The sequence below is a fragment of the Acidovorax sp. JG5 genome, from assembly GCF_017939685.1.
Taxonomy (GTDB): domain Bacteria; phylum Pseudomonadota; class Gammaproteobacteria; order Burkholderiales; family Burkholderiaceae_C; genus Acidovorax.
The window spans coordinates 137370-156673 of record NZ_JAGKSE010000003.1 but is presented as its reverse complement, the minus strand read 5'-3'; the positions used below and the strand labels follow the sequence as shown (position 1 = coordinate 156673).

Genomic DNA, 19304 nt, shown 5'->3' with positions numbered 1-19304 from the left:
GACCAGGAGACAGAACAATGGCACGAATGAAATTCATCTGCGATGCAGAGCGCTGTATCGAATGTAACGGCTGCGTCACCGCCTGCAAGAACGAGCACGAGGTGCCGTGGGGTGTGAACCGCCGCCGAGTGGTCACCCTCAACGACGGGGTGCCCGGCGAAAAATCGATCTCGGTGGCCTGCATGCACTGCAGCGATGCGCCCTGCATGGCGGTCTGCCCCGTCAACTGCTTTTACCGCACCGAAGAGGGTGTGGTGCTGCACGACAAGGATGTCTGCATTGGCTGTGGCTACTGCAGCTATGCCTGCCCGTTTGGCGCGCCGCAGTTTCCGTCGCAAGGCACCTTTGGCGTGCGCGGCAAGATGGACAAGTGCACCTTCTGTGCCGGTGGCCCAGAGGTCAACGGCAGCCAGGCAGAGTTCGAGAAATACGGCCGCAACCGTCTGGCCGAAGGCAAACTGCCCGCTTGTGCCGAAATGTGCTCGACCAAGGCCCTGCTGGCAGGTGACGGCGATGTGGTCGCCGACATCTTCCGCAACCGCGTGGTGCAGCGCGGCAAGGGTGCCGAAGTGTGGGGCTGGGGCACGGCCTATGGCACGCAAAAGGGTGCCCAGCCACCTGCAGGAGCCAAGTCATGAAGCGCGTAACCCTCATCCTGACAGCGGTGTTGGCCCTTGCCGGCCTGGCCGCCTGCTCCGAAAAGCCCCAGACCGGTGGCGGTGTGAAGCAAGACGCTGCACCTTACGCGGGCACCGGCAGCAATTTCACCCAGCCGGGCTGGAAGGCGGGCGACAAGACCAGCTGGGAGCAGCAGCTGAAGGCGCGCCAGCAATACGGCCAGAACGAATACACCCGCACCCAGTCCAAGTGAGGCCCGCCATGAAACACATCGTGTGGTCCTTGGCTTTCGCGGCTGGCTTGGCCTGGGGGCCTGCGAGTGCGCAGCAGGCTCCAGCCGCGCCGGATGCTGCCGCGCCTGCAACCGCTGCGCCGGCTATCCCCGTCGCGACTGGCGGCATCCAGAGCCAGAGCATCTTTCAGGTCAAGCCCGACGCCAGCGCCGACCCCCAATACGCCGAGCAGAGCAATGGCGAGCGCATGAAGGTGCAGCCCGGCAACAACGCGCCCATGTGGCGCCAAGTGGGGCAGGGCGTGACGGGCTACAGCAGCCTGCCCAAGACCCAGGCGCCCGAAGCGGGCAATCTGATCCAGCCTTTTGTGCAATACCCCGGCTCGCGTTTCACCAACGCAGGCGAGGCATGGCGCCAGGTGCGCAACCAGTGGATCATTCCCTATGGTGCGGCCTTGTTCGCCATCGTGCTGCTGGCGCTGGGTATCTTCTACTTCGTCAAGGGGCCGCTGGGTCATGACCATCCAGAGGGGGCAGGTGCCCGCCGCATCGAACGCTTTACGCCGTTCGAGCGTGCAGCGCATTGGTCCAACGCGTTTGCTTTCATTGCGCTGGCCGTGTCGGGCATCGTCATGGCGTTTGGCAAGTTCTTCCTGCTACCGGTTATCGGCAGCACCCTGTTTGGCTGGTTGACCTACGCGCTCAAGAACGTGCACAACTTCATGGGTCCCCTGTTTGCTGTTTCGCTGCTGGTCATCATCCTCACGTTCGTGAAGGACAACATCGCCAATCGCGCCGATTTCGTCTGGCTTAGCAAGGGTGGCGGTATGCTGGGCGGCGGTGACCACCAGGTGCCATCGCACCGCTTCAACGCGGGTGAGAAGGGACTGTTCTGGTGGGGCATCACCATCCCTGGCATCTTTGTGGTGGCCACGGGTTTGGTGCTGGACAAACTGATTCACGGCTTTGGCGATGTGCGAGGTGACATGCAGATTGCCCACATGATCCACGCCACCCTGGCTATCTGGATGATGGCGCTGATCTTCGGCCACATCTACATGGGCACCGTGGGCATGCGAGGCGCCTACAAGGCCATGAAGTCGGGTTACGTCAGCGAGGGCTGGGCCAAAGAGCACCATGAGCTCTGGTACGACGATGTCCAGGCAGGCAAGATTCCCCGGCAGCGCAGCGCCAGCCAACCGGTGGCCAGTTCTGCCGCAACACCATCAGCGGGCCAGCCCGCGCAGGTATGAGGTTTCGCACCATGATGCAAATTTTCCGTTCTTCTTTACTGGCGCTGTGCGCTGCCAGCGTTTGTACGCTGGCATCGGCCAAGCTGCCCGCTCCCTCGCCCGAAGCGGCTGCCAAGGCGGCAGAAGCTGCCGCAAAGGCCGCATGGGCTGGCAAGGTAGGCAACTACAAGCTGTGCCAGTCGCAAGACCGCGTGGCAGCGCACTACCGCAAGACGACGCCTTCGGCCAAGCCAGCCACTGCTGTCGGCGCGGGATGCATCGACCCCGGCCCCTTCGCCTACACGCCGCCCGCTGCAAAGCCCGCCGAGGCGGCTGGTGCGCATTCGCCACCAGGCACAGCCAGCAGCCCGCCCAGCACGCTGGTGCCTGCTGCGGCAGCCGCGTCGGCGCCCAAGTCCTGACGTTAGCCATCGCCTGCATGAAAGCCGTGCCCACTGCGTGAGCGCGGCTTTTTTTGTAGCGGGACCGACGTCTTGCGGACAGCGCGCAGGGCCTCGCAGCACCCGCGCAGCCAGCCGTCGAGAGTCTCCGCGCTATGCCGCATAAGCGGCTACTGCGTATATTGGCCCCATGAAACGTTCTTCGCACCCTGCCTCTGTTGCGCCAGCCCTGCCGCGTCTTACGAAAGCGCAGGCGCCCCTCACCCACGGCGTGGAGGTTGTCAATGAGCTGGGCGAGCGCGAGCAGGTGCAGATTCCGGCGGAGCGGCCGCTCACGATCTACGTGGACAAGCGCGAGCTCGTCACCCTCATGACACTGGGTGCGCAGCCCGAATTGCTGGTGCTGGGCTATCTGCGCAACCAGCGGCTGGTGGAGTCGGCCTTTGACATCGAATCCATTGCTGTGGACTGGGAAGTAAACGCCGCTGCCGTGCGCACGCGCCACGGCATCGCACGCATCGAAGAACGCACCGCCAGCAAGGTGGTGACCACCGGCTGCGGGCAGGGCAGTGTGTTTGGCGGGCTGATGGACGAGGTCGATCGCATCGAGCTGCCGGCTGCGCAGCTCACGCAGGCGCAGCTGTACGGCATCGTCAATGCCATCCGCCTCAAGGAAAGCACCTACAAGTCCGCCGGCTCGGTGCATGGCTGTGCACTGTTTCGCGGCGAAGAGTTGCTCACGTTCGTGGAAGACGTGGGCCGGCACAACGCCATCGACACCATCGCTGGCTGGATGTCGATGCAGCCCGGTAACATGACCGGCGGCGACAAGGTGTTCTACACCACGGGCCGGCTGACGAGCGAGATGGTCATCAAGTCGGCGCAGATGGGTGTGCCCATCGTGGTGTCACGCAGCGGCATGACGCAGATGGGCCACGCCGTGGCGCAGCAACTTGGCCTGTGCGCCATTGGCCGCGCAACCAACCGGCGCTTCGTCTGCTACAGCGGCGCCGACCGCTTGCTGCTGCAGCCCGAACTGGCGATGGCCCGTCCTGTTGCACCGGCACCCATCGGATAAGGGACTGCGCCGCTGTGCTGCGGCAAATCCCTAGAGCCGCTTCGGGGGTGCAATTGCGCTAAGGTCCGTACCCATGAATCTGTCCTTTTTTCGCCTGGGGTTGCGCACCCTGGCTCGTGACCTGCGTGCCGGAGAGTTGCGCTTGCTCATCGTGGCTGTCACGCTGGCGGTGGCGGCGCTGACGTCGGTAGGGTTTTTTGCCGATCGCTTGCAGGGGGGGCTTCAGCGCGATGCACTGCAGTTGCTGGGCGGCGATGCCGTGGTGGCCAGCGACAACCCCACCCCCCCTGCCTTTGCCGAGCGTGCCCGCGCGCTGGGCCTGCAGGCGGTGACCACCATGGGCTTTCCCACCATGGGCCGCGCCAGCGAGCTGCAGGGCGGGGCCACCAAGCTCGTGGCCCTCAAGAGCGTGGAGCCGGGCTATCCCTTGCGCGGCAGCCTGCAGGTGGCCGATTCGCCCGATGCCGTGGCGCAGGTGACGCGCGATATACCGGCGCCGGGCGAGGTGTGGGTGGACGCCCCCTTGCTGGAGGCGCTGGGGCTGTCGATGGGCGACATGCTGCTGCTCGGCGATGCACAGCTGCGCATTGCCCGCATCATCGTGGTGGAGCCCGACCGGGGCGCGGGCTTCATGAGCTTTGCGCCGCGCGTCATGCTCAACCAGGCCGACGTGCCCGCCACCGGCCTGGTGCAGCCGGCCAGCCGCCTGACCTACCGCTTTGCCGTGGCCGGATCGCCCGCTGCCGTCAAGGCCTTCAGCGAATGGGCCGCCGCCGAGGCCAAGAAGCCTGATGTGCACGGCGTGCGCGTCGAGTCGCTCGAAAGCGGCCGCCCCGAAATGCGCCAGACGCTGGACCGCGCCCAGAAATTCCTCAATCTGGTGGCCCTGCTGGCGGCACTGCTGTCGGCCGTGGCCGTAGCGCTGGCGGCGCGCGGTTTTGCAGCCGACCACCTGGATGCCTCGGCCATGCTGCGCGTGCTGGGCCAAAGCCAGCGCGCCATCGCGGGCGCCTACACCACCGAGTTCGCGCTGATCGGCCTGTTTGCCAGTGCCCTGGGTGTGGCACTCGGCTACCTGGTGCACAACGTGTTTGTGCTGCTGCTGGCCGGGCTGGTGGAGTCGGCCCTGCCCGCGCCCAGCCTGTGGCCCGTGGCATTTGGCCTGGGCATGGGCCTGACGCTGCTGCTGGCCTTTGGGCTGCCGCCGGTGCTGCAGCTGGCCCAGGTGCCGCCGCTGCGCGTGATCCGGCGCGACATGGGTGGGCTCAAGCCCGTTTCGCTGGCCGTGCTGGCGGTAGGCGTGGCCGGTTTTGCGGCGCTGCTGCTGGCCGTGAGCAGTGATCTGTTGCTCGGCCTGATTGCAGTGGGCGGTTTTGCCGGGGCCGTGGCGCTGTTTGCGCTTTTGAGCTGGGTGGCGGTGAAGCTGCTGCGCAAGAGCGTCAACGAGTCCACGGCGCCGCGCTGGCTGGTGCTGGCCACGCGGCAGATTTCAGCGCGCCCGGCCTACGCCGTGGTGCAGGTCAGCAGCCTGGCCGTGGGGCTGCTGGCGCTGGTGCTGCTGGTGCTGTTGCGCACCGACCTGATTGCCAGCTGGCGCAAGGCCACGCCGCCCGACGCGCCCAACCGTTTCGTCATCAACGTCATGCCCGACCAGGCCGATGCCTTTCAGCAGGTGCTCAAGGATGCTGGCGTGGCCCGCTACGACTGGTACCCCATGATTCGCGGCCGCCTGCTGGCCGTGAACGGCCGGCCCGTGGGCCCCGACAGCTACGTTGAAGACCGCGCCAAGCGCCTGGTGGACCGCGAGTTCAACCTGTCCACCGCCGTCGAGCCGCCCGGCCACAACCAGGTGGTTGCCGGCCGATGGACGCCGGGCGAAGAGGGCGCGATCAGCGTGGAAGAGGGCATTGCGCAAACCCTGGGCCTGCAGCTGGGCGACCGCCTGCAGTTCGACATGGGCGGCGTGCAGAACGAGGCCCGCATCACCAGCCTGCGCAAGGTGGACTGGGGTTCCATGCGCGCCAATTTCTTCGTGATGTATCCGGTGGCCAGCCTCAAGGATGTGCCGGTGACCTACCTCGCCGCCTACCGGGCGCCCGACAAGGCGGGTTTCGACAATGCGCTGGTGCGCCAGTTTCCCAACATCACCAACGTGGACATGGGCGCCACCATCGCCCAGGTGCAGCGCGTGCTGGAGCAGGTGATCCAGGCGGTCGAGTTTTTGTTCGCCTTCACGCTCGCTGCCGGGCTGGTGGTGCTGTTTGCCGCCGTCACGGCCACGCGCGAGGAGCGTGCGCGCGAGTTTGCCATCATGCGCGCCGTGGGGGCGCGCGCCAGCTTGCTGCGCCAGGTGCAGCGTGCCGAGCTGGTGGGCGTGGGTCTGCTCGCGGGCTTTCTGGCCAGCTGCGTGGCTGTGGCCGTGGGCTGGGCCTTGGCGCGCTATGTGTTCGACTTCGCCTGGACCGCCGCGCCCTGGGTGCCGCTGGCGGGGGCCCTGGCGGGCGCCGTGCTGGCGCTGGCCGCGGGCTGGTGGGGGCTGCGCGATGTGCTGAACCGCCCCGTGGTCGAGACACTGCGGCGTTCCGCGGATTAGGCGATGCAAGGCCTGCCTCAGCATGCTTGTCTTGATATTAATTTGATAGCTATTAGCGCTTGATAGCATTGCGCTAGAGCCTGTTTTTATATGAATTCTTCAACCCCTGATACGCACGGCGAGCCATCCAAACCCGCAGCCGCCGAAACGCCCTTTGAATGGATCGGCGGCGAAGAGCGCGTGCGCGCGCTGACCGAGCGCTTTTACGACCTGATGGACCTGGAGCCCGGTTACGCCGACCTGCGCGCCGTCCACGGCAGCGACCTGGCCGATGCACGGCAAAAACTCTTCATGTTCCTGTGCGGCTGGCTGGGTGGGCCGTCGTACTACACAGACCAGTTTGGCCACCCCCGCCTGCGTGCGCGCCACATGCCGTTTGCCATCGGCATCAAGGAGCGCGACCAGTGGGTGGCCTGCATGGATCAGGCCATGGGCGAAACCGGTGTGCCGCAGGATCTGCGCGCGCGGCTGAAAGAGAGCTTCATGGGCACGGCCGACTGGATGCGCAACAAGGGCGTGTGAGCTTGCAGGATGCGATTGCTATGAGTTACATAGCTGCTAACGCTTGCCAATAAATGGGTTGAGCCTGTTTTCATTCATATCCATTGTGTGCGCTGCTTTGGCGGCTGCGCACCATGCACTGCGGCCTGCATTGGCGGTTTCAGCCAAGCCATCTTCGGCCGCTAAGATGCCCTCATTCAATCAAACGGGAGGTGGGATATGTCGGCAACTGCATGGATTGTTCTGGCAGTGATCGCTGCGTTGGTGCTCTGGGCCATTGCGGTTTACAACCGGCTGGTGCAGTTGCGCAACCGCATTGCCAATGCCTTTGCCCAGATCGACGTGCAACTCAAGCGCCGCTACGATCTGGTGCCCAACCTCGTGGAAGTGGCGCGCGGCTATCTGGCCCATGAAGCGGCTACGCTGGAGGCGGTGATCAAGGCGCGCGGCCAGGCGCAGAGGGCCGCCACCGCAGCACGGACGGCGCCCACCAGCGCGGGCGCCTTGGGGGCGCTGGCCGTGGCTGAGCAGGCCCTGGGCGGCAGCCTGGGGCGCCTGATGGCGGTGGCCGAAAACTACCCCGATCTCAAGGCCGACACCACCATGCAGTCGCTCAGCGAGGAACTCACCAGCACCGAGAACCGCCTGGGTTTTGCGCGCCAGGCCTACAACGACCAGGTCCTCGACTTCAACGACCAGGCCGCGCGGTTTCCGGCCATCGTGGTGGCGCGGCTGCTGGGCTTTCCCACGGCGCCCATGCTCGAAGCCACGCGCAGCGAGGAAGAGCGTGCCGCGCCCCGGGTGCAGTTCGGACAATAGGCGACCTGCGTAAGCTTTCCCCATGAGGTTCTGGGACCACCAGCACACCGCCCGCAGCGAAACGCGGCGGCTGCTGCTCGCCTTTGCGCTGGCCGTGGCCGTGCTGGTGGCGGCCGTGCATGGGGCGCTGGTGGTGGCCTGGCTGCTGATGGCGGCGGTGTTGCCGGTGCATCTGCCGTTTCCGGCCGGTTTTTTGGCGGTGAACGTGGGGGTGTCACTGATGCTGGTGCTTGGCGGCTGGTGGGTGGAAACGTCCAACCTGCGTGCGGGTGGCGTCAAGCTCGCCCAGCGCATTGGCGCGCGCGAGGCCCGGCCCAACGTGTCGCATGCCGAGCAACGCCTGTGCAATGTCGTGGATGAACTGTGCATCGCGGCCCACATGCCGCCGCCGCAGGTCATGGTGCTGCCACGCACCGAAGCCATCAACGCCTTCGCCGCCGGATGGGACGCGAGCGACGCCGTGGTGGCCGTCACCCAGGGCGCGCTTGACCACCTCACGCGCGAGGAACTGCAGGGCATGGTGGCCCACGAACTGAGCCACCTGCACGAAGGCGACACGCGCCTGAAGATGCGCCTGGCGGGCATGGTGTTCGGGTTGGAGCTGGTTTACAACTTTGGCGACGAACTGCGCGAGCGCCGTGGCCTGGCATGGCTGTTTGGCTCGGCCATCATGCTGGCGGGATTTGCCGGCTGGCTGGCAGGCCGCATGCTCAAGGCTGCCGTGTCGCGCCAGCGCGAATACCTTGCCGATGCCCGCGCCGTGCAATGGACGCGCAGCTGCGACGGCCTGGGCGGCGTGTTGCGCAAGGTGATGGCGCAGCGGCGCGACACCCCCGCAGGCTACGAGCGCGCAACCCACCAGGGGCTGGCGCACCCCGCGGTGCAGCACATGCTGCTGGTGGACCTGCCGGGCGCGGGCGCCATGGAGCGCTGGCTCGACTCGCACCCCACGCTGGCAGAGCGCGTGCAGCGCATCTATGGCCGCAGCATGCAGCCGCTGCCGCTCACACCGGTCAACGAGCCGCCCGAGGCCACACGCCGCGCGGGCACCGTGGCGCCAGGTGCCGTGACGCTGGCCTCGCTGGTCGACCCGTTCGCCCGCCTGTAAATCTCGCTTGGCAGGGTGCCCTGCCGGAGTCGCTTGGGCCTGATGGCTATCGCGGCGCTGGGCCCGCTGCGGATGCCGGCTTTTGTAGCATGCCCCGGGTCTCGATGAACTTCACCACCTCGGCCACGCCTGTCAGCGTCTTGAGGTTGGTCATCACAAAGGGCTTGAGGCCCTGGGCGTTGGTGCGCATGCGGGTGGTGTCGGCGTGCATCACCTCCAGGTTGGCGCCTACATGGGGGGCCAGGTCGGTCTTGTTGATGATGAACAGGTCGCTCTTGGTGATGCCGGGGCCGCCCTTGCGCGGGATTTTTTCGCCAGCCGCCACGTCGATGACGTAGATGGTGAGGTCCGAGAGCTCCGGGCTGAAGGTGGCGGCCAGGTTGTCGCCGCCGCTTTCGACAAACACGATGTCGGCGTTGGGGAACTCGCCCAGCATGCGGTCGATGGCCTCCAAATTGATGGAGCAGTCTTCGCGGATGGCCGTGTGCGGGCAGCCACCGGTCTCCACGCCCAGGATGCGGTCCGCAGGCAGGGCGCCGCTCACCGTGAGCAGGCGCTGGTCTTCCTTGGTGTAGATGTCGTTGGTGATGGCAATGAGGTCGTAGTCATCGCGCATGGCCTTGCACAGCATTTCCAGCAGCGTGGTCTTGCCCGAGCCCACCGGGCCGCCGATGCCGACGCGCAGGGGGGGCAGGTTCTTGGTGCGGTGGGGGATGTGGTGCAGTGCGTTGGTCATGGCGTTTGTTACTATTAAATCAATAGCTGCTTGCGCAGGCGGTGCGTGCGCTAGGAGCGAAAAAGCCTTGAATATTGGACTTCGTGCTGGCTGCTGAGTATGGCCAGCATGGGTGAGAAAGCCTGGCGCTCGCTGTCCATCAGGCCGATGGCGTGGTCGGCGGCAGCGGGGATGGCTTCGGCCAGGCGGGCCAGGATGCGCTGGCCCGCGCTCTGGCCCAGCTGCATCGATTTGAGGGCGGCCTGCACCATGTTTTCGGCCCAGCCAAAGGCGTAGGCCAGCAGCACATCGCGCACGCTGGCCTGGGTGATGGACGCGGCCAGTGCATACGCCACGGGGTAGGTGGGGGGCAGGGTGGCCAGGTGGCGCACGGCGGGCATCCGTTGTGCATCGCCCTGGTGCTGGTTGCGCAGCCAGTCGGCCATGGAGCGGCCCATCTGCTCGGTTTGCAGCCGCAGCTCGCTGGTTTCGCGGGTGTGCAGCACCCAGTCGTTGAGCTCGCGCACACGATCCCAGTCGGCGCGGCGCCAGGCGCCCACGGCCTTGGTGATCAGCGCCATGTCGCCGCGCGCCTGGGCAATGTGCAGCTGGTCCAGCAGCCAGTTGGCCACCGCGGCCTCGCTGTCGATGCCAGCGTATTCGACGGCGCTTTCCAGCCCCTCGGAATACGAAAAACCGCCCACCGGCAGCGCGGGTGAGGCGAGCCACATCAGCTGCAAGAAGCTGGCGGCGGGCAGGGGCGTGGGGCGGTCGGCGCGCATGGTGGTGGTGGGTCAGCCCAGTGGCTGGGGGTGGGGGCGCAGGTGGGGCATGCAGCGTGCCTTGGCTTCGACAGGCTCAGCCCGAACGGAGAGGGGGTTGCGTTGCGGGCGGCTCATTGCCTGCTCAGTGGTCGTGGTTGCAGTGCGGGCCGTGCACATGGCCCTGGGCGACCACGGGGATGGACACGGTGCGGCCACGGGCGGGGGGCTCGGTCGCAGCCGGTGCATCGGTGTGGGCATGTCCGTGGTCATGATCGTGCGCGTGGTCATGGGAATGGCCGTGACCATGGCTGTGACTATGGCCCCCGCCGTGGCCCGCCGCATAGGCACCGCCTTCGGGCTCAAACGGCAGGTTTTGCTCGGTCACGATCAGGTGCATGGCGCGCAGCATGTCGGCCAGCACATGGTCGGGCTCGATCTTGAGGTGGTCGGGCTGCAGCTCGATGGGCACATGCCGGTTGCCCAGGTGGTAGGCGGCGCGGGTCAGGTCAAACGGCGTGCCGTGATGGGCGCAGTGCGTGATGACCAGCACCGGCTGCGGCGCGGCCAGCACGCGCACCAGAGAGCCGTCTTCGGCCACCAGCACATCGCCGCCGCGCACCAGCGTGCCGCGTGGCAGAAACACGCCCAGCTCACGCCCGGCCGAATCCGTAGCGGCAAAACGGCTTTTCTGGCGCACGTCCCAGTCCAGCTCGATGGTGGTGGCGCGCTTGAGTAGCACAGGCGCAAGGCCTTGGCCTTGGGGGATGAGTTTGGAGATCTGGATCATCGATGGGGTCAGAAAAGGAAATAGCGCTGCGCCATCGGCAACACCGTGGAGGGCTCGCAGGTGAGCAATTGTCCATCTGCGCGCACGGTGTAGGTTTGCGCGTCCACTTCCATCTTGGGTGTGTAGCTGTTGTGCACCATGTCGCGCTTGCGGATGCCGCGGATGTTGTGCACGGCGCTCAAGGTTTTGCGCAGGCCAAAGCGCTCGCCAATGCCAGCGTTCAGGCCCGCCTGCGAGACAAAGGTGAGCGAGGTCTTGGCCACGGCCCCGCCAAATGCGCCAAACATGGGCCGGTAGTGCACCGGCTGCGGTGTGGGGATGGAGGCATTCGGGTCGCCCATCGCGGCCATGGCGATCAGCCCGCCCTTCAAGATGAGCGCGGGTTTCACGCCAAAGAAGGCGGGCTTCCAGATCACGATGTCGGCCCACTTGCCCACTTCGAGCGAACCGACCTCGTGGCTGATGCCGTGGGCAATGGCGGGGTTGATCGTGTACTTGGCCACGTAGCGCTTGATGCGGAAGTTGTCGTTGCGCTGCAGGATTTCCGCCAGCTCATCGCGCCCGGCGGTGGGGGCCAGCCAGCCGCGCTGCACCTTCATCTTGTGCGCCGTTTGCCAGGTGCGCAGGATGACCTCGCCCACCCGGCCCATGGCCTGGCTGTCGCTGCTCATCATGCTGATGGCACCCAGGTCGTGCAGGATGTCTTCGGCGGCAATCGTCTCTTTGCGGATGCGGCTTTCGGCAAAGGCCAGGTCTTCGGCGATGCTGGCGTCGAGGTGGTGGCACACCATGAGCATGTCCACATGCTCGTCGAGCGTGTTGTGCGTGTACGGCATGGTGGGGTTGGTGGAGCTGGGCAGGAAGTTGTCCTCGCCCACCACGCGCAGGATGTCCGGTGCATGGCCGCCGCCTGCGCCCTCGGTGTGGAAGGCGCAGATCCCGCGCCCGCCCACGGCGGCAATGGTGTTCTCCACAAAGCCCGATTCGTTGAGCGTGTCGCTGTGTATGGCCACCTGCGTGTCGGTGGCTTCGGCCACATCCAGGCAGTTGCTGATGGCCGAGGGCGTGGTGCCCCAGTCTTCGTGCAGCTTCAGGCCAATGGCGCCCGCGTTGATCTGCTCGTGCAGCGCATCGGGCAGGCTGGCGTTGCCCTTGCCCAAAAAGCCCAGGTTCATCGGGAAGGCGTCGGCGGCCTGCAGCATGCGCTCCAGGTTGAAGGGGCCCGACGTGCAGGTGGTGGCCAGCGTGCCCGTGGCGGGGCCGGTGCCGCCGCCCAGCATGGTGGTCACGCCGCTGGCCAGGGCTTCTTCGATCTGCTGCGGGCAGATGAAGTGGATGTGGCTGTCAATGCCGCCTGCGGTGACGATGTTGCCTTCGCAGCTGATGACCTCGGTGCCGGGGCCGATGATGATGTCCACGCCGGGCTGCACGTCGGGGTTGCCCGCCTTGCCGATGGCTGCGATGCGGCCTGCCTTGAGGCCAATGTCGGCCTTGAAGATGCCGGTGTGGTCCACCACCAGGGCGTTGGTCAACACCGTATCGACTGCACCTTGCGCATTGCTGCGTTGCGACTGCGCCATGCCGTCGCGAATGGTCTTGCCGCCGCCAAACTTCACCTCTTCACCGTAGCTGCCAGCGCGCAGCGTGTAGTCGGCCTCGACCTCCAGGATGAGGTCGGTGTCGGCCAGGCGCAGCCGGTCGCCCACGGTGGGGCCGAACATTTCGGCGTAGGCGCGTCGTCCAATGGTTGCCATGGTGGGGTACTCCGCGAGAACTGGTAACTATATTTTTGATAGCTGCTAGCGCTTATCCATCAAGCGCTAGAGGCTGTTTTGGCTTGAAATTTCTACAGTGCGCCCTGCGTCAGGCCCTGAAAGCCATACACGCGGCGCTCGCCCGCGTAGTCCACCAGCTCTACCGTGCGCTGCTGGCCGGGCTCAAAACGCACGGCGGTGCCCGATGCAATGTTCAGCCGCATGCCGCGCGCGGCGGCGCGGTCAAAGCCCAGGGCGTTGTTGGTCTCGGCAAAGTGGTAGTGCGATCCCACCTGGATGGGGCGGTCGCCGGTGTTGCGCACCACCAAGGTCAGCGTGCGGCGGCCGGTGTTGAGCGGGTGTTCGCCGGGTTCGGTGAAGAGTTCGCCTGGGATCATTGCGTGCTCCTGGTGGGCAGACGGGTTCAGGCCATTTGCGCCAGCAGCGCACCGCCGAACGCGGCCACGCCAGCGCCGGCTGCGCGTGCCAGCCACACATGGCGGTGGCGCAGGGCCCAGCCAGCTGCCAGGCCTGCGCTGTGCAGCAGCACGGTGGCCGTCAGCATGCCCGCCAGGGTTTGCCAGGCGCTGTCGCTGCCCGCCAGCTCGTGGCCGTGGGCCACGCCGTGGAACACCGCAAACACCCCCACGCCCAGCGCGGCCACGAGGCCGGGCACGCGAAGGCGCGACACCACGAGCAGGCCGGTGACCAGCAGCGACGCGGCAATCATCGGCTCTACCGCAGGCAGTGCCACGCCCTGCAACCCCAGCACGGCGCCCGCCAGCAGCATGGCTGCAAAACCCACGGGGCCCCACAGCAGATCGCGCCCGGCGCTGCGTGCGGCCAGGGCGCTCCACAGGCCCACGGCCACCATGGCGGCCAGGTGGTCCAGGCCAAAGAGCGGGTGGGCAAAACCGCTCAGAAAACTGTGGTGGATGTGGGATTCAGCCCCTGTATGGGCGATAGCGCTTGTGGATACTGCGCTGATTGCTATAAAAATAAGAGCGACTGTGTGGCGGTGTGTGTGTGCGATGCGCATGGGGGCTCCACAGAGAGAAAGGGGGAAGAGGGGGTCAAACGATCGGCTGATGCACGGTGACGAGCTTGGTGCCGTCAGGGAAGGTGGCCTCCACCTGGATGTCCGGAATCATTTCGGCGATGCCGTCCATCACATCGGCGCGGGTCAGCACGGTGCGGCCTTCGCTCATGAGTTGCGCCACGGTCTTGCCGTCGCGGGCACCTTCCATCACGGCGGCGCTGATCAGGGCCATGGCCTCGGGGTAGTTGAGCTTGAGGCCCCGGGCCTTGCGGCGCTCGGCCAGCAGGGCGGCGGTGAAGATCAGCAGCTTGTCTTTTTCGCGAGGAGTCAGTTCCATTTCGTTTCACTCAATGCTGGGGTCAATGGCTCGCGCGACCGCTGTGCGGCCGAACGCGAGGAGTCAGTTCCATTTCGTTTCACTCAATGCTGGGGTCAATGGCTCGCGCGACCGCTGTGCGGCCGAACGCGAGGAGTCAGTTCCATTTCGTTTCACTCAATGCTGGGGTCAATGGCTCGCGCGACCGCTGTGCGGCCGAACGCGAGGAGTCAGTTCCATTTCGTTTCACTCAATGCTGGGGTCAATGGCTCGCGCGACCGCCGAGGCGGTCGAACACGAGGGGTGAGTTTCATGGTGTACCGGGTGATCTGGTGGCAGCGGATTCATCATAGGCAGCAAGCCCCGTGCCCGCCATACGTCATCTGGCGCAGGGGCTGTGCTCGCTGGGGCGGCCGTGGCATGGAAACTGCACCTGCAGTGCTTGCTGTCATTCCATGCCCATGCCACTTTCCTCCGCTTCTCTTGCTCCCGCCGATGCTGCGCCGGTGCAGCCGTCGGGGCCGGATGTGGATGCGCAAGCCCCCCAGCAGGTCGTCAAGGTGCGCCGCGACTACAACAGCTGGGTGGCCACCGAGACCATGGAGGACTACGCGCTGCGCTACACACCGCAGCGCTTTCGCAAGTGGTCCGAATGGCGGGTGGCCAACACCGCCTTCGGCGCGGCGTCGTTTTTGATCCTGGAGGCCGTGGGTGCCACGCTGCTGGTGCAGTACGGCTTCATCAACGCCTTCTGGGCCATCGTGGCCACGGGGCTCATCATCTTTCTGGCCGGGTTGCCCATCAGCGTATATGCGGCGCGCTATGGCGTAGACATGGACCTGCTCACGCGTGGCGCGGGCTTTGGCTACATCGGCTCCACGCTCACTTCGCTGATCTACGCCAGCTTCACCTTCATCTTCTTCGCGCTGGAGGCCGCCGTGATGGCCTATGCGCTGGAGCTGGCGCTCGACATTCCGCCCACCTGGGGCTACCTGATCTGCGCCGTGGTGGTGATTCCGCTGGTCACGCATGGCGTGTCGGCCATCAGCCGCCTGCAGGTGTGGACGCAGCCGCTGTGGCTGGTGATGCTGGTGGTGCCCTTTGCCTATGTGCTGCTGCGCGATCCTGGTGCGTTTTCCGGGGTGATGCACTACGGCGGTGAATCGATGCGCGGCGCTACGTTTCAGTTGCCCTTGTTTGGTGCGGCGCTCACGGTGGGTATTGCGCTGATCACCCAGATGGGAGAGCAGGCCGACTACCTGCGCTTCATGCCCGCCAGCACGCCCGCCACGCGCGGGCGCTGGTGGCTGGGCGTGCTGGTGGGCGGGCCGGGCTGGGTGGTGCTGGGCGTGCTCAAGATGCTGGGCGGCGCGCTGCTGGCCTATCTGGCGCTCACGCACATGGTGCCGGCCGACCGCGCGGTGGACCCTAACCAGATGTACCTGGCCGCGTATGAATATGTATTCCCCCACTACGGCTGGGCGGTGGCGGCCACGGCGTTGTTCGTGGTGGTCTCGCAGCTCAAGATCAACGTGACCAATGCCTACGCAGGCTCGCTGGCCTGGTCCAACTTCTTCTCGCGCCTCACGCACAGCCACCCGGGGCGCGTGGTGTGGGTGGTGTTCAACACGCTGATTGCCTTCATGCTGATGGAGATGAACGTGTTCCGCGCCATGGGTGAGGTGCTTGGGCTGTATTCGAACATCGCCATCGCCTGGATCATGTCGGTGGTGGCCGACCTCGTCATCAACAAGCCGCTGGGCCTGTCGCCCAAAGGCATCGAGTTCAAGCGCGCGCACCTGTACGACATCAACCCGGTGGGCGTGGGCGCGATGGCGCTGGCGTCCATCCTGTCCATCAGCGCGCACCTGGGGCTGTTCGGCCCGCTGCCGCAGGCGTTTTCGGCCGTGATTGCGATGGCCGTGGCGTTTGTCACCGCGCCGCTCATTGCCTGGGCCACCGGGGGGCGCTATTACATTGCACGCCAGTCCGAGCCCGCTGCGCTGGCCGACGTGGTGGCGTCGCCCCTGCATGGCCCGCTGCGCCGCAATGCCGAAGGGGGGCTGGGCACAGAGGTGGGGAGCTACCGGCGCACCACCGTGCAGCGCTGCGTGATCTGCGAGCGCGAGTACGAAGCACCCGACATGGCCCAGTGCCCCGCCTACCGGGGCGCCATCTGCTCGTTGTGCTGCACGCTCGATGCGCGCTGCGGTGACCTGTGCAAGCCGCACGCTAGCATGGCGGTGCAGTGGTCGGCCGCGCTGCGCTGGGTGCTGCCGCGCGGCATGTGGCGCTATCTGGATACGGGCCTGGGCCACTTCCTGCTGCTGATGCTGGTGATTGCGCCCCTGCTGGCCTCGGTGATGGGGCTGCTGTACCACCAGGAACTCAACACCATTGCCCAGGCCGCGACCGACACCGAGGTGCTGGCCGCGCCCGAAGTGGCGTTGCGCTCGGGTTTGCTCAAGGCGTACTTGGCGCTGCTGGTCATCTCGGGCATCGTGGCCTGGTGGCTGGTGCTGGCACACAAGAGCCGCCAGGTGGCGCAGGAGGAATCGAATCGCCAGACGGGCCTGTTGGTGCGCGAGATCGAGCTGCACCGCCAGACCGACGAAGCCCTGCAGACCGCCCGCAGCGTGGCCGAGCAGGCGCGCCAGGTGGCCGAAGATGCCCAGCGCGCAGCCGACCAGGCCAACCAGGCCAAGAGCCGCTACATCAGCGCCATCAGCCACGAGATCCGCACGCCGCTCAACTCCATCCTGGGCTATGCGCAGCTGATGGGCGAGGACGCGGGCGTGCCGCCCCACCGAAAGCAGGCGGTGCATGTGATCCGGCGCGGGGGGGAGCATTTGTTGTCGCTCATCGAAGGCACGCTGGACATCGCGCGCATCGAGTCGGGCAAGCTCACGCTGGATGTCGCGCCCATGCGTTTTGCCGACGGCCTGCACGAGATGGCCAGCCTGTTCGAGCTGCAGGCTGCCGCCAAGGGCCTGGCGTTCACCTTCGACGTGCAAGGGGTGATTCCGGACGTGGTGCGCGCTGATGAAAAGCGACTGCGGCAGATTCTCATCAACCTGCTGGGCAACGCCGTCAAGTTCACCGCGCAGGGCACCGTCACGCTGCGCGTGCGTTATGCCCGCGAGATGGCGCGCATCGAGGTGCAGGACACCGGGCCGGGCCTCACGGCCGAAGAGATCGAGCGCATCTTCGAGCCCTTTGCGCGCGGTGGCTCGGGCGGTGGCAGCACCGCTGCCGCACCCGGTGCGGGCCTGGGCCTGACCATTGCCAAAATGCTCACCGCGCTCATGGGCGGCGAGCTGACGGTGAGCAGCACGCCGGGCGTGGGTTCGGTGTTCCACGTCAAGCTGTTCCTGCCCGAGGTGCATGCCGATGCACTGGGCAAGGCCGTGGCAGTGCCCACCGCTTGGGCCGCACGCACCGAGCGCGCCCGCAGGGGCTATGCAGGCGAGCGCCGCCGCATACTGGTGGTGGACAACGAAGAGCCCGACCGCGAGCTGCTGGTGCAACTGCTGGCACCCCTGGGGTTCGAGTTGCGCCAGGCCGCCAGCGGGCACGACGCGCTGGACCTGCTGGCCACGGGCTACCGGCCCCACGCGATCTTCATGGACCTGGCCATGCCCGGCATTGACGGCTGGGAGACGCTGCGGCGCGTGCGGCAGATGCACCTTGATAACGTCCACTGCGCCATCGTCTCCGCCAATGCTTTCGACAAGGCGCTGGACAACGACGTGGACATCCGCCCCGAGGATTTCATCGTCAAGCCCGTGCGCCACAGCGAGCTGCTGGACTGGCTGGAGCGCCGCCTGGGCCTGCAGTGGCTCTACGATGCGCCCGCTGCATCTGCCGACGTAACCATTTCAACGGGCGCCCCACAAGCAGCAGCGCCCCTCACCTATCCCGACGTCACCGCGCTGGCGGCCTTGGCGCAGGTGGTGGCGCTGGGCTATTACCGGGGCATCCTCAATACCCTGGACGACATCGAACGCAGCCAGCCCGCGCACATGGCTTTTGTGGGCACCATGCGGCAGCTGGCTAAGCAGTTCCAGTTCGATGCCATGGGCCAAATCCTGGAGCAGGCACCTTCGTGATGACCACCGCCAACCCATCTTCCTTCCAGGCGCCTGCAGCGCCCGGTGCTGCGCTGGACCGCAGCGACAGCGACGTGGTGCTCATCGTGGACGACGTGCCGGACAACCTGGCCGTGCTGCACGACGCGCTCGATGAGTCCGGCTACACCGTGCTCGTGGCCACGCATGGCGAAGCCGCGTTGCAGCGCGCCGCGCAGGCCTTGCCCGACATCGTGCTGCTCGACGCCATGATGCCCGGCATGGATGGCTTTGAAGTGGCCCGGCGCCTGAAGGCGTCGCCCGCCACGGAGCACATCCCCATCATCTTCATGACCGGCCTCACCGAGACCGAACACCTCGTAGCCGCGCTGGAGGCGGGCGGCGTGGATTACGTCACCAAACCCATCAAGCCGCGCGAGGTGATGGCCCGCATGGGCGTGCACCTGGGTGCAGCGCGCAAGGCCCGGCAGGACGCCCGCCAGGCCCGCGAGGCGCGCAACGCCCTCGACGCCTTTGGCTACGCCAGCATCACCGTGCGTGCGTCCGATGGCCGCATCGTCTGGCAGACGCCGCTGGCGCGCGAACTGCTGCAAAGCTACTTTGGCGAGGTGGGTCCGGATGGCGCGCCCACCGCATTCGGCCAATGGGCGCCCGAGCCGGTGCAGGCCTGGCTGCGCCGCCATGTGCTGGCCGACAACGCCGCCGAGCTGCTGGCTGCATCACTGGCCGAGCCACCGCGCTTGGCCATTGAGCAAGGCGCGCGGCGGCTCACCTTCCGCCTGCACCAGCAGGCCGGCGACAGTGCGGGCGGCGGCGACTGGCTCATCGTGATGCGCGAGGTGTCCGACGCCAAGATCATCGAATCCATGAGCCTGTCCTTCAAACTCACCGCGCGCGAGGCCGAGGTGCTGTACTGGGTGGTCAAGGGCAAGATCAACCGCGACATCGGCGACATTCTGGGCGCCAGCCCCGCTACGGTGAAGAAACACCTGGAGCGCGTGTTCGCCAAGCTGGGGGTGGAGACGCGCACCGCCGCCGCCGCCATGGCGATGAACCGCATCCGCCAGTTTCACCCGCAGTTCGAAGGCTGATTTCATGCCTTTTCGGTGGCAAGCGCTTGTCTGTAAAGCGCAAACAGCTATCGTATTTGTAGCTTTTGCTCGCTTCGACTAGCCACCGTTCACATCCCCGGTGACTTGACCCGCGTGTCCGTGTCGTCCTGGCCGGTGGTGGCAATACGCGCTTTTGTGGGCGAAGGG

At 66.3% G+C, this 19304-nt stretch carries 18 protein-coding genes; 11 read left to right on the top strand and 7 right to left on the bottom strand.

Features of this window, described 5'->3' with window-relative positions:
* Positions 1-17: 17 nt before the first annotated feature.
* The 9 genes from fdh3B to J8G26_RS04760 all read left to right on the top strand — a co-directional run bounded on the left by fdh3B (position 18) and on the right by J8G26_RS04760 (position 8582).
* Complete coding sequence (fdh3B, locus tag J8G26_RS04800; RefSeq protein ID WP_087747228.1) at positions 18-638, top strand: formate dehydrogenase FDH3 subunit beta; 621 nt, start codon at positions 18-20, stop codon at positions 636-638.
* Positions 635-871: a hypothetical protein gene (locus tag J8G26_RS04795; RefSeq protein WP_210568139.1), complete on the top strand. Its 237-nt coding sequence runs from the start codon at positions 635-637 to the stop codon at positions 869-871. The genes fdh3B and J8G26_RS04795 overlap by 4 nt, the downstream gene beginning before the upstream one ends.
* A gap of 8 nt (positions 872-879) precedes the next feature.
* Positions 880-2103 carry a formate dehydrogenase subunit gamma gene (locus tag J8G26_RS04790; RefSeq protein ID WP_210568138.1) on the top strand — a complete coding sequence of 408 codons (1224 nt, stop codon included), beginning with the start codon at positions 880-882 and terminating at the stop codon, positions 2101-2103.
* Positions 2104-2114: 11 nt separating this feature from the next.
* Positions 2115-2504 (top strand): hypothetical protein, encoded by a 390-nt coding sequence (locus tag J8G26_RS04785; RefSeq protein ID WP_210568137.1) that lies wholly within the window; start codon positions 2115-2117, stop codon positions 2502-2504.
* 169 nt (positions 2505-2673) lie between these two features.
* The gene (locus J8G26_RS04780; protein WP_210568136.1) at positions 2674-3561 is read left to right on the top strand and encodes a formate dehydrogenase accessory sulfurtransferase FdhD; all 888 of its coding nucleotides are present in this window, start codon (positions 2674-2676) and stop codon (positions 3559-3561) included.
* A gap of 73 nt (positions 3562-3634) precedes the next feature.
* On the top strand, positions 3635-6154 hold the full coding sequence (locus J8G26_RS04775) for an FtsX-like permease family protein (protein WP_210568135.1): 2520 nt from the start codon (positions 3635-3637) through the stop codon (positions 6152-6154).
* 90 nt (positions 6155-6244) lie between these two features.
* Positions 6245-6676 carry a group II truncated hemoglobin gene (locus tag J8G26_RS04770; RefSeq protein WP_210568134.1) on the top strand — a complete coding sequence of 144 codons (432 nt, stop codon included), beginning with the start codon at positions 6245-6247 and terminating at the stop codon, positions 6674-6676.
* 198 nt (positions 6677-6874) lie between these two features.
* Positions 6875-7474: a LemA family protein gene (locus J8G26_RS04765; RefSeq protein ID WP_210568133.1), complete on the top strand. Its 600-nt coding sequence runs from the start codon at positions 6875-6877 to the stop codon at positions 7472-7474.
* A 22-nt stretch (positions 7475-7496) separates the two neighbouring features.
* A complete protein-coding gene (locus tag J8G26_RS04760) occupies positions 7497-8582 on the top strand; it encodes a M48 family metalloprotease (protein WP_210568132.1) in 1086 nt (361 codons plus the stop codon).
* 46 nt (positions 8583-8628) lie between these two features.
* Here the strand turns inward: J8G26_RS04760 and ureG are convergent, their stop codons facing one another.
* From ureG to J8G26_RS04725, 7 genes are all read right to left on the bottom strand, one after another.
* Positions 8629-9318 carry an urease accessory protein UreG gene (gene ureG / locus J8G26_RS04755; protein WP_087747218.1) on the bottom strand — a complete coding sequence of 230 codons (690 nt, stop codon included), beginning with the start codon at positions 9316-9318 and terminating at the stop codon, positions 8629-8631.
* A gap of 50 nt (positions 9319-9368) precedes the next feature.
* Positions 9369-10079 carry an urease accessory UreF family protein gene (locus tag J8G26_RS04750; RefSeq protein ID WP_210568131.1) on the bottom strand — a complete coding sequence of 237 codons (711 nt, stop codon included), beginning with the start codon at positions 10077-10079 and terminating at the stop codon, positions 9369-9371.
* 124 nt (positions 10080-10203) lie between these two features.
* A complete protein-coding gene (gene ureE / locus J8G26_RS04745; RefSeq protein ID WP_210568130.1) occupies positions 10204-10848 on the bottom strand; it encodes an urease accessory protein UreE in 645 nt (214 codons plus the stop codon).
* A gap of 8 nt (positions 10849-10856) precedes the next feature.
* Positions 10857-12602: an urease subunit alpha gene (gene ureC, locus J8G26_RS04740; protein ID WP_210568129.1), complete on the bottom strand. Its 1746-nt coding sequence runs from the start codon at positions 12600-12602 to the stop codon at positions 10857-10859.
* A 92-nt stretch (positions 12603-12694) separates the two neighbouring features.
* Complete coding sequence (locus J8G26_RS04735; RefSeq protein ID WP_087747210.1) at positions 12695-13000, bottom strand: urease subunit beta; 306 nt, start codon at positions 12998-13000, stop codon at positions 12695-12697.
* A gap of 26 nt (positions 13001-13026) precedes the next feature.
* Positions 13027-13641 carry a HupE/UreJ family protein gene (locus tag J8G26_RS04730; RefSeq protein WP_210568128.1) on the bottom strand — a complete coding sequence of 205 codons (615 nt, stop codon included), beginning with the start codon at positions 13639-13641 and terminating at the stop codon, positions 13027-13029.
* 34 nt (positions 13642-13675) lie between these two features.
* Positions 13676-13978 carry an urease subunit gamma gene (locus J8G26_RS04725; protein ID WP_055399013.1) on the bottom strand — a complete coding sequence of 101 codons (303 nt, stop codon included), beginning with the start codon at positions 13976-13978 and terminating at the stop codon, positions 13676-13678.
* Positions 13979-14418: 440 nt separating this feature from the next.
* Here J8G26_RS04725 and J8G26_RS04720 point away from each other — a divergent pair, with 440 nt between their 5' ends.
* Both J8G26_RS04720 and J8G26_RS04715 read left to right on the top strand, forming a co-directional pair.
* Complete coding sequence (locus J8G26_RS04720; RefSeq protein ID WP_210568127.1) at positions 14419-18066, top strand: ATP-binding protein; 3648 nt, start codon at positions 14419-14421, stop codon at positions 18064-18066.
* Positions 18066-19136 carry a response regulator gene (locus J8G26_RS04715; protein WP_210568126.1) on the top strand — a complete coding sequence of 357 codons (1071 nt, stop codon included), beginning with the start codon at positions 18066-18068 and terminating at the stop codon, positions 19134-19136. Before J8G26_RS04720 ends, J8G26_RS04715 begins: the two co-directional genes overlap by 1 nt.
* The last annotated feature ends 168 nt before the right edge of the window (positions 19137-19304 follow it).

Excerpts from the sequence above, each read along its gene's own strand:
- fdh3B (WP_087747228.1), top strand. The coding sequence starts at position 18 with ATGGCACGAATGAAATTCATCTGCGATGCAGAGCGCTGTATCGAATGT.
- J8G26_RS04795 (WP_210568139.1), top strand. The coding sequence starts at position 635 with ATGAAGCGCGTAACCCTCATCCTGACAGCGGTGTTGGCCCTTGCCGGC.
- J8G26_RS04790 (WP_210568138.1), top strand. The coding sequence starts at position 880 with ATGAAACACATCGTGTGGTCCTTGGCTTTCGCGGCTGGCTTGGCCTGG.
- J8G26_RS04785 (WP_210568137.1), top strand. The coding sequence starts at position 2,115 with ATGATGCAAATTTTCCGTTCTTCTTTACTGGCGCTGTGCGCTGCCAGC.
- J8G26_RS04780 (WP_210568136.1), top strand. The coding sequence starts at position 2,674 with ATGAAACGTTCTTCGCACCCTGCCTCTGTTGCGCCAGCCCTGCCGCGT.
- J8G26_RS04775 (WP_210568135.1), top strand. The coding sequence starts at position 3,635 with ATGAATCTGTCCTTTTTTCGCCTGGGGTTGCGCACCCTGGCTCGTGAC.
- J8G26_RS04770 (WP_210568134.1), top strand. The coding sequence starts at position 6,245 with ATGAATTCTTCAACCCCTGATACGCACGGCGAGCCATCCAAACCCGCA.
- J8G26_RS04765 (WP_210568133.1), top strand. The coding sequence starts at position 6,875 with ATGTCGGCAACTGCATGGATTGTTCTGGCAGTGATCGCTGCGTTGGTG.
- J8G26_RS04760 (WP_210568132.1), top strand. The coding sequence starts at position 7,497 with ATGAGGTTCTGGGACCACCAGCACACCGCCCGCAGCGAAACGCGGCGG.
- ureG (WP_087747218.1), bottom strand. The coding sequence starts at position 9,318 with ATGACCAACGCACTGCACCACATCCCCCACCGCACCAAGAACCTGCCC.
- J8G26_RS04750 (WP_210568131.1), bottom strand. The coding sequence starts at position 10,079 with ATGCGCGCCGACCGCCCCACGCCCCTGCCCGCCGCCAGCTTCTTGCAG.
- ureE (WP_210568130.1), bottom strand. The coding sequence starts at position 10,848 with ATGATCCAGATCTCCAAACTCATCCCCCAAGGCCAAGGCCTTGCGCCT.
- ureC (WP_210568129.1), bottom strand. The coding sequence starts at position 12,602 with ATGGCAACCATTGGACGACGCGCCTACGCCGAAATGTTCGGCCCCACC.
- J8G26_RS04735 (WP_087747210.1), bottom strand. The coding sequence starts at position 13,000 with ATGATCCCAGGCGAACTCTTCACCGAACCCGGCGAACACCCGCTCAAC.
- J8G26_RS04730 (WP_210568128.1), bottom strand. The coding sequence starts at position 13,641 with ATGCGCATCGCACACACACACCGCCACACAGTCGCTCTTATTTTTATA.
- J8G26_RS04725 (WP_055399013.1), bottom strand. The coding sequence starts at position 13,978 with ATGGAACTGACTCCTCGCGAAAAAGACAAGCTGCTGATCTTCACCGCC.
- J8G26_RS04720 (WP_210568127.1), top strand. The coding sequence starts at position 14,419 with ATGCCACTTTCCTCCGCTTCTCTTGCTCCCGCCGATGCTGCGCCGGTG.
- J8G26_RS04715 (WP_210568126.1), top strand. The coding sequence starts at position 18,066 with ATGACCACCGCCAACCCATCTTCCTTCCAGGCGCCTGCAGCGCCCGGT.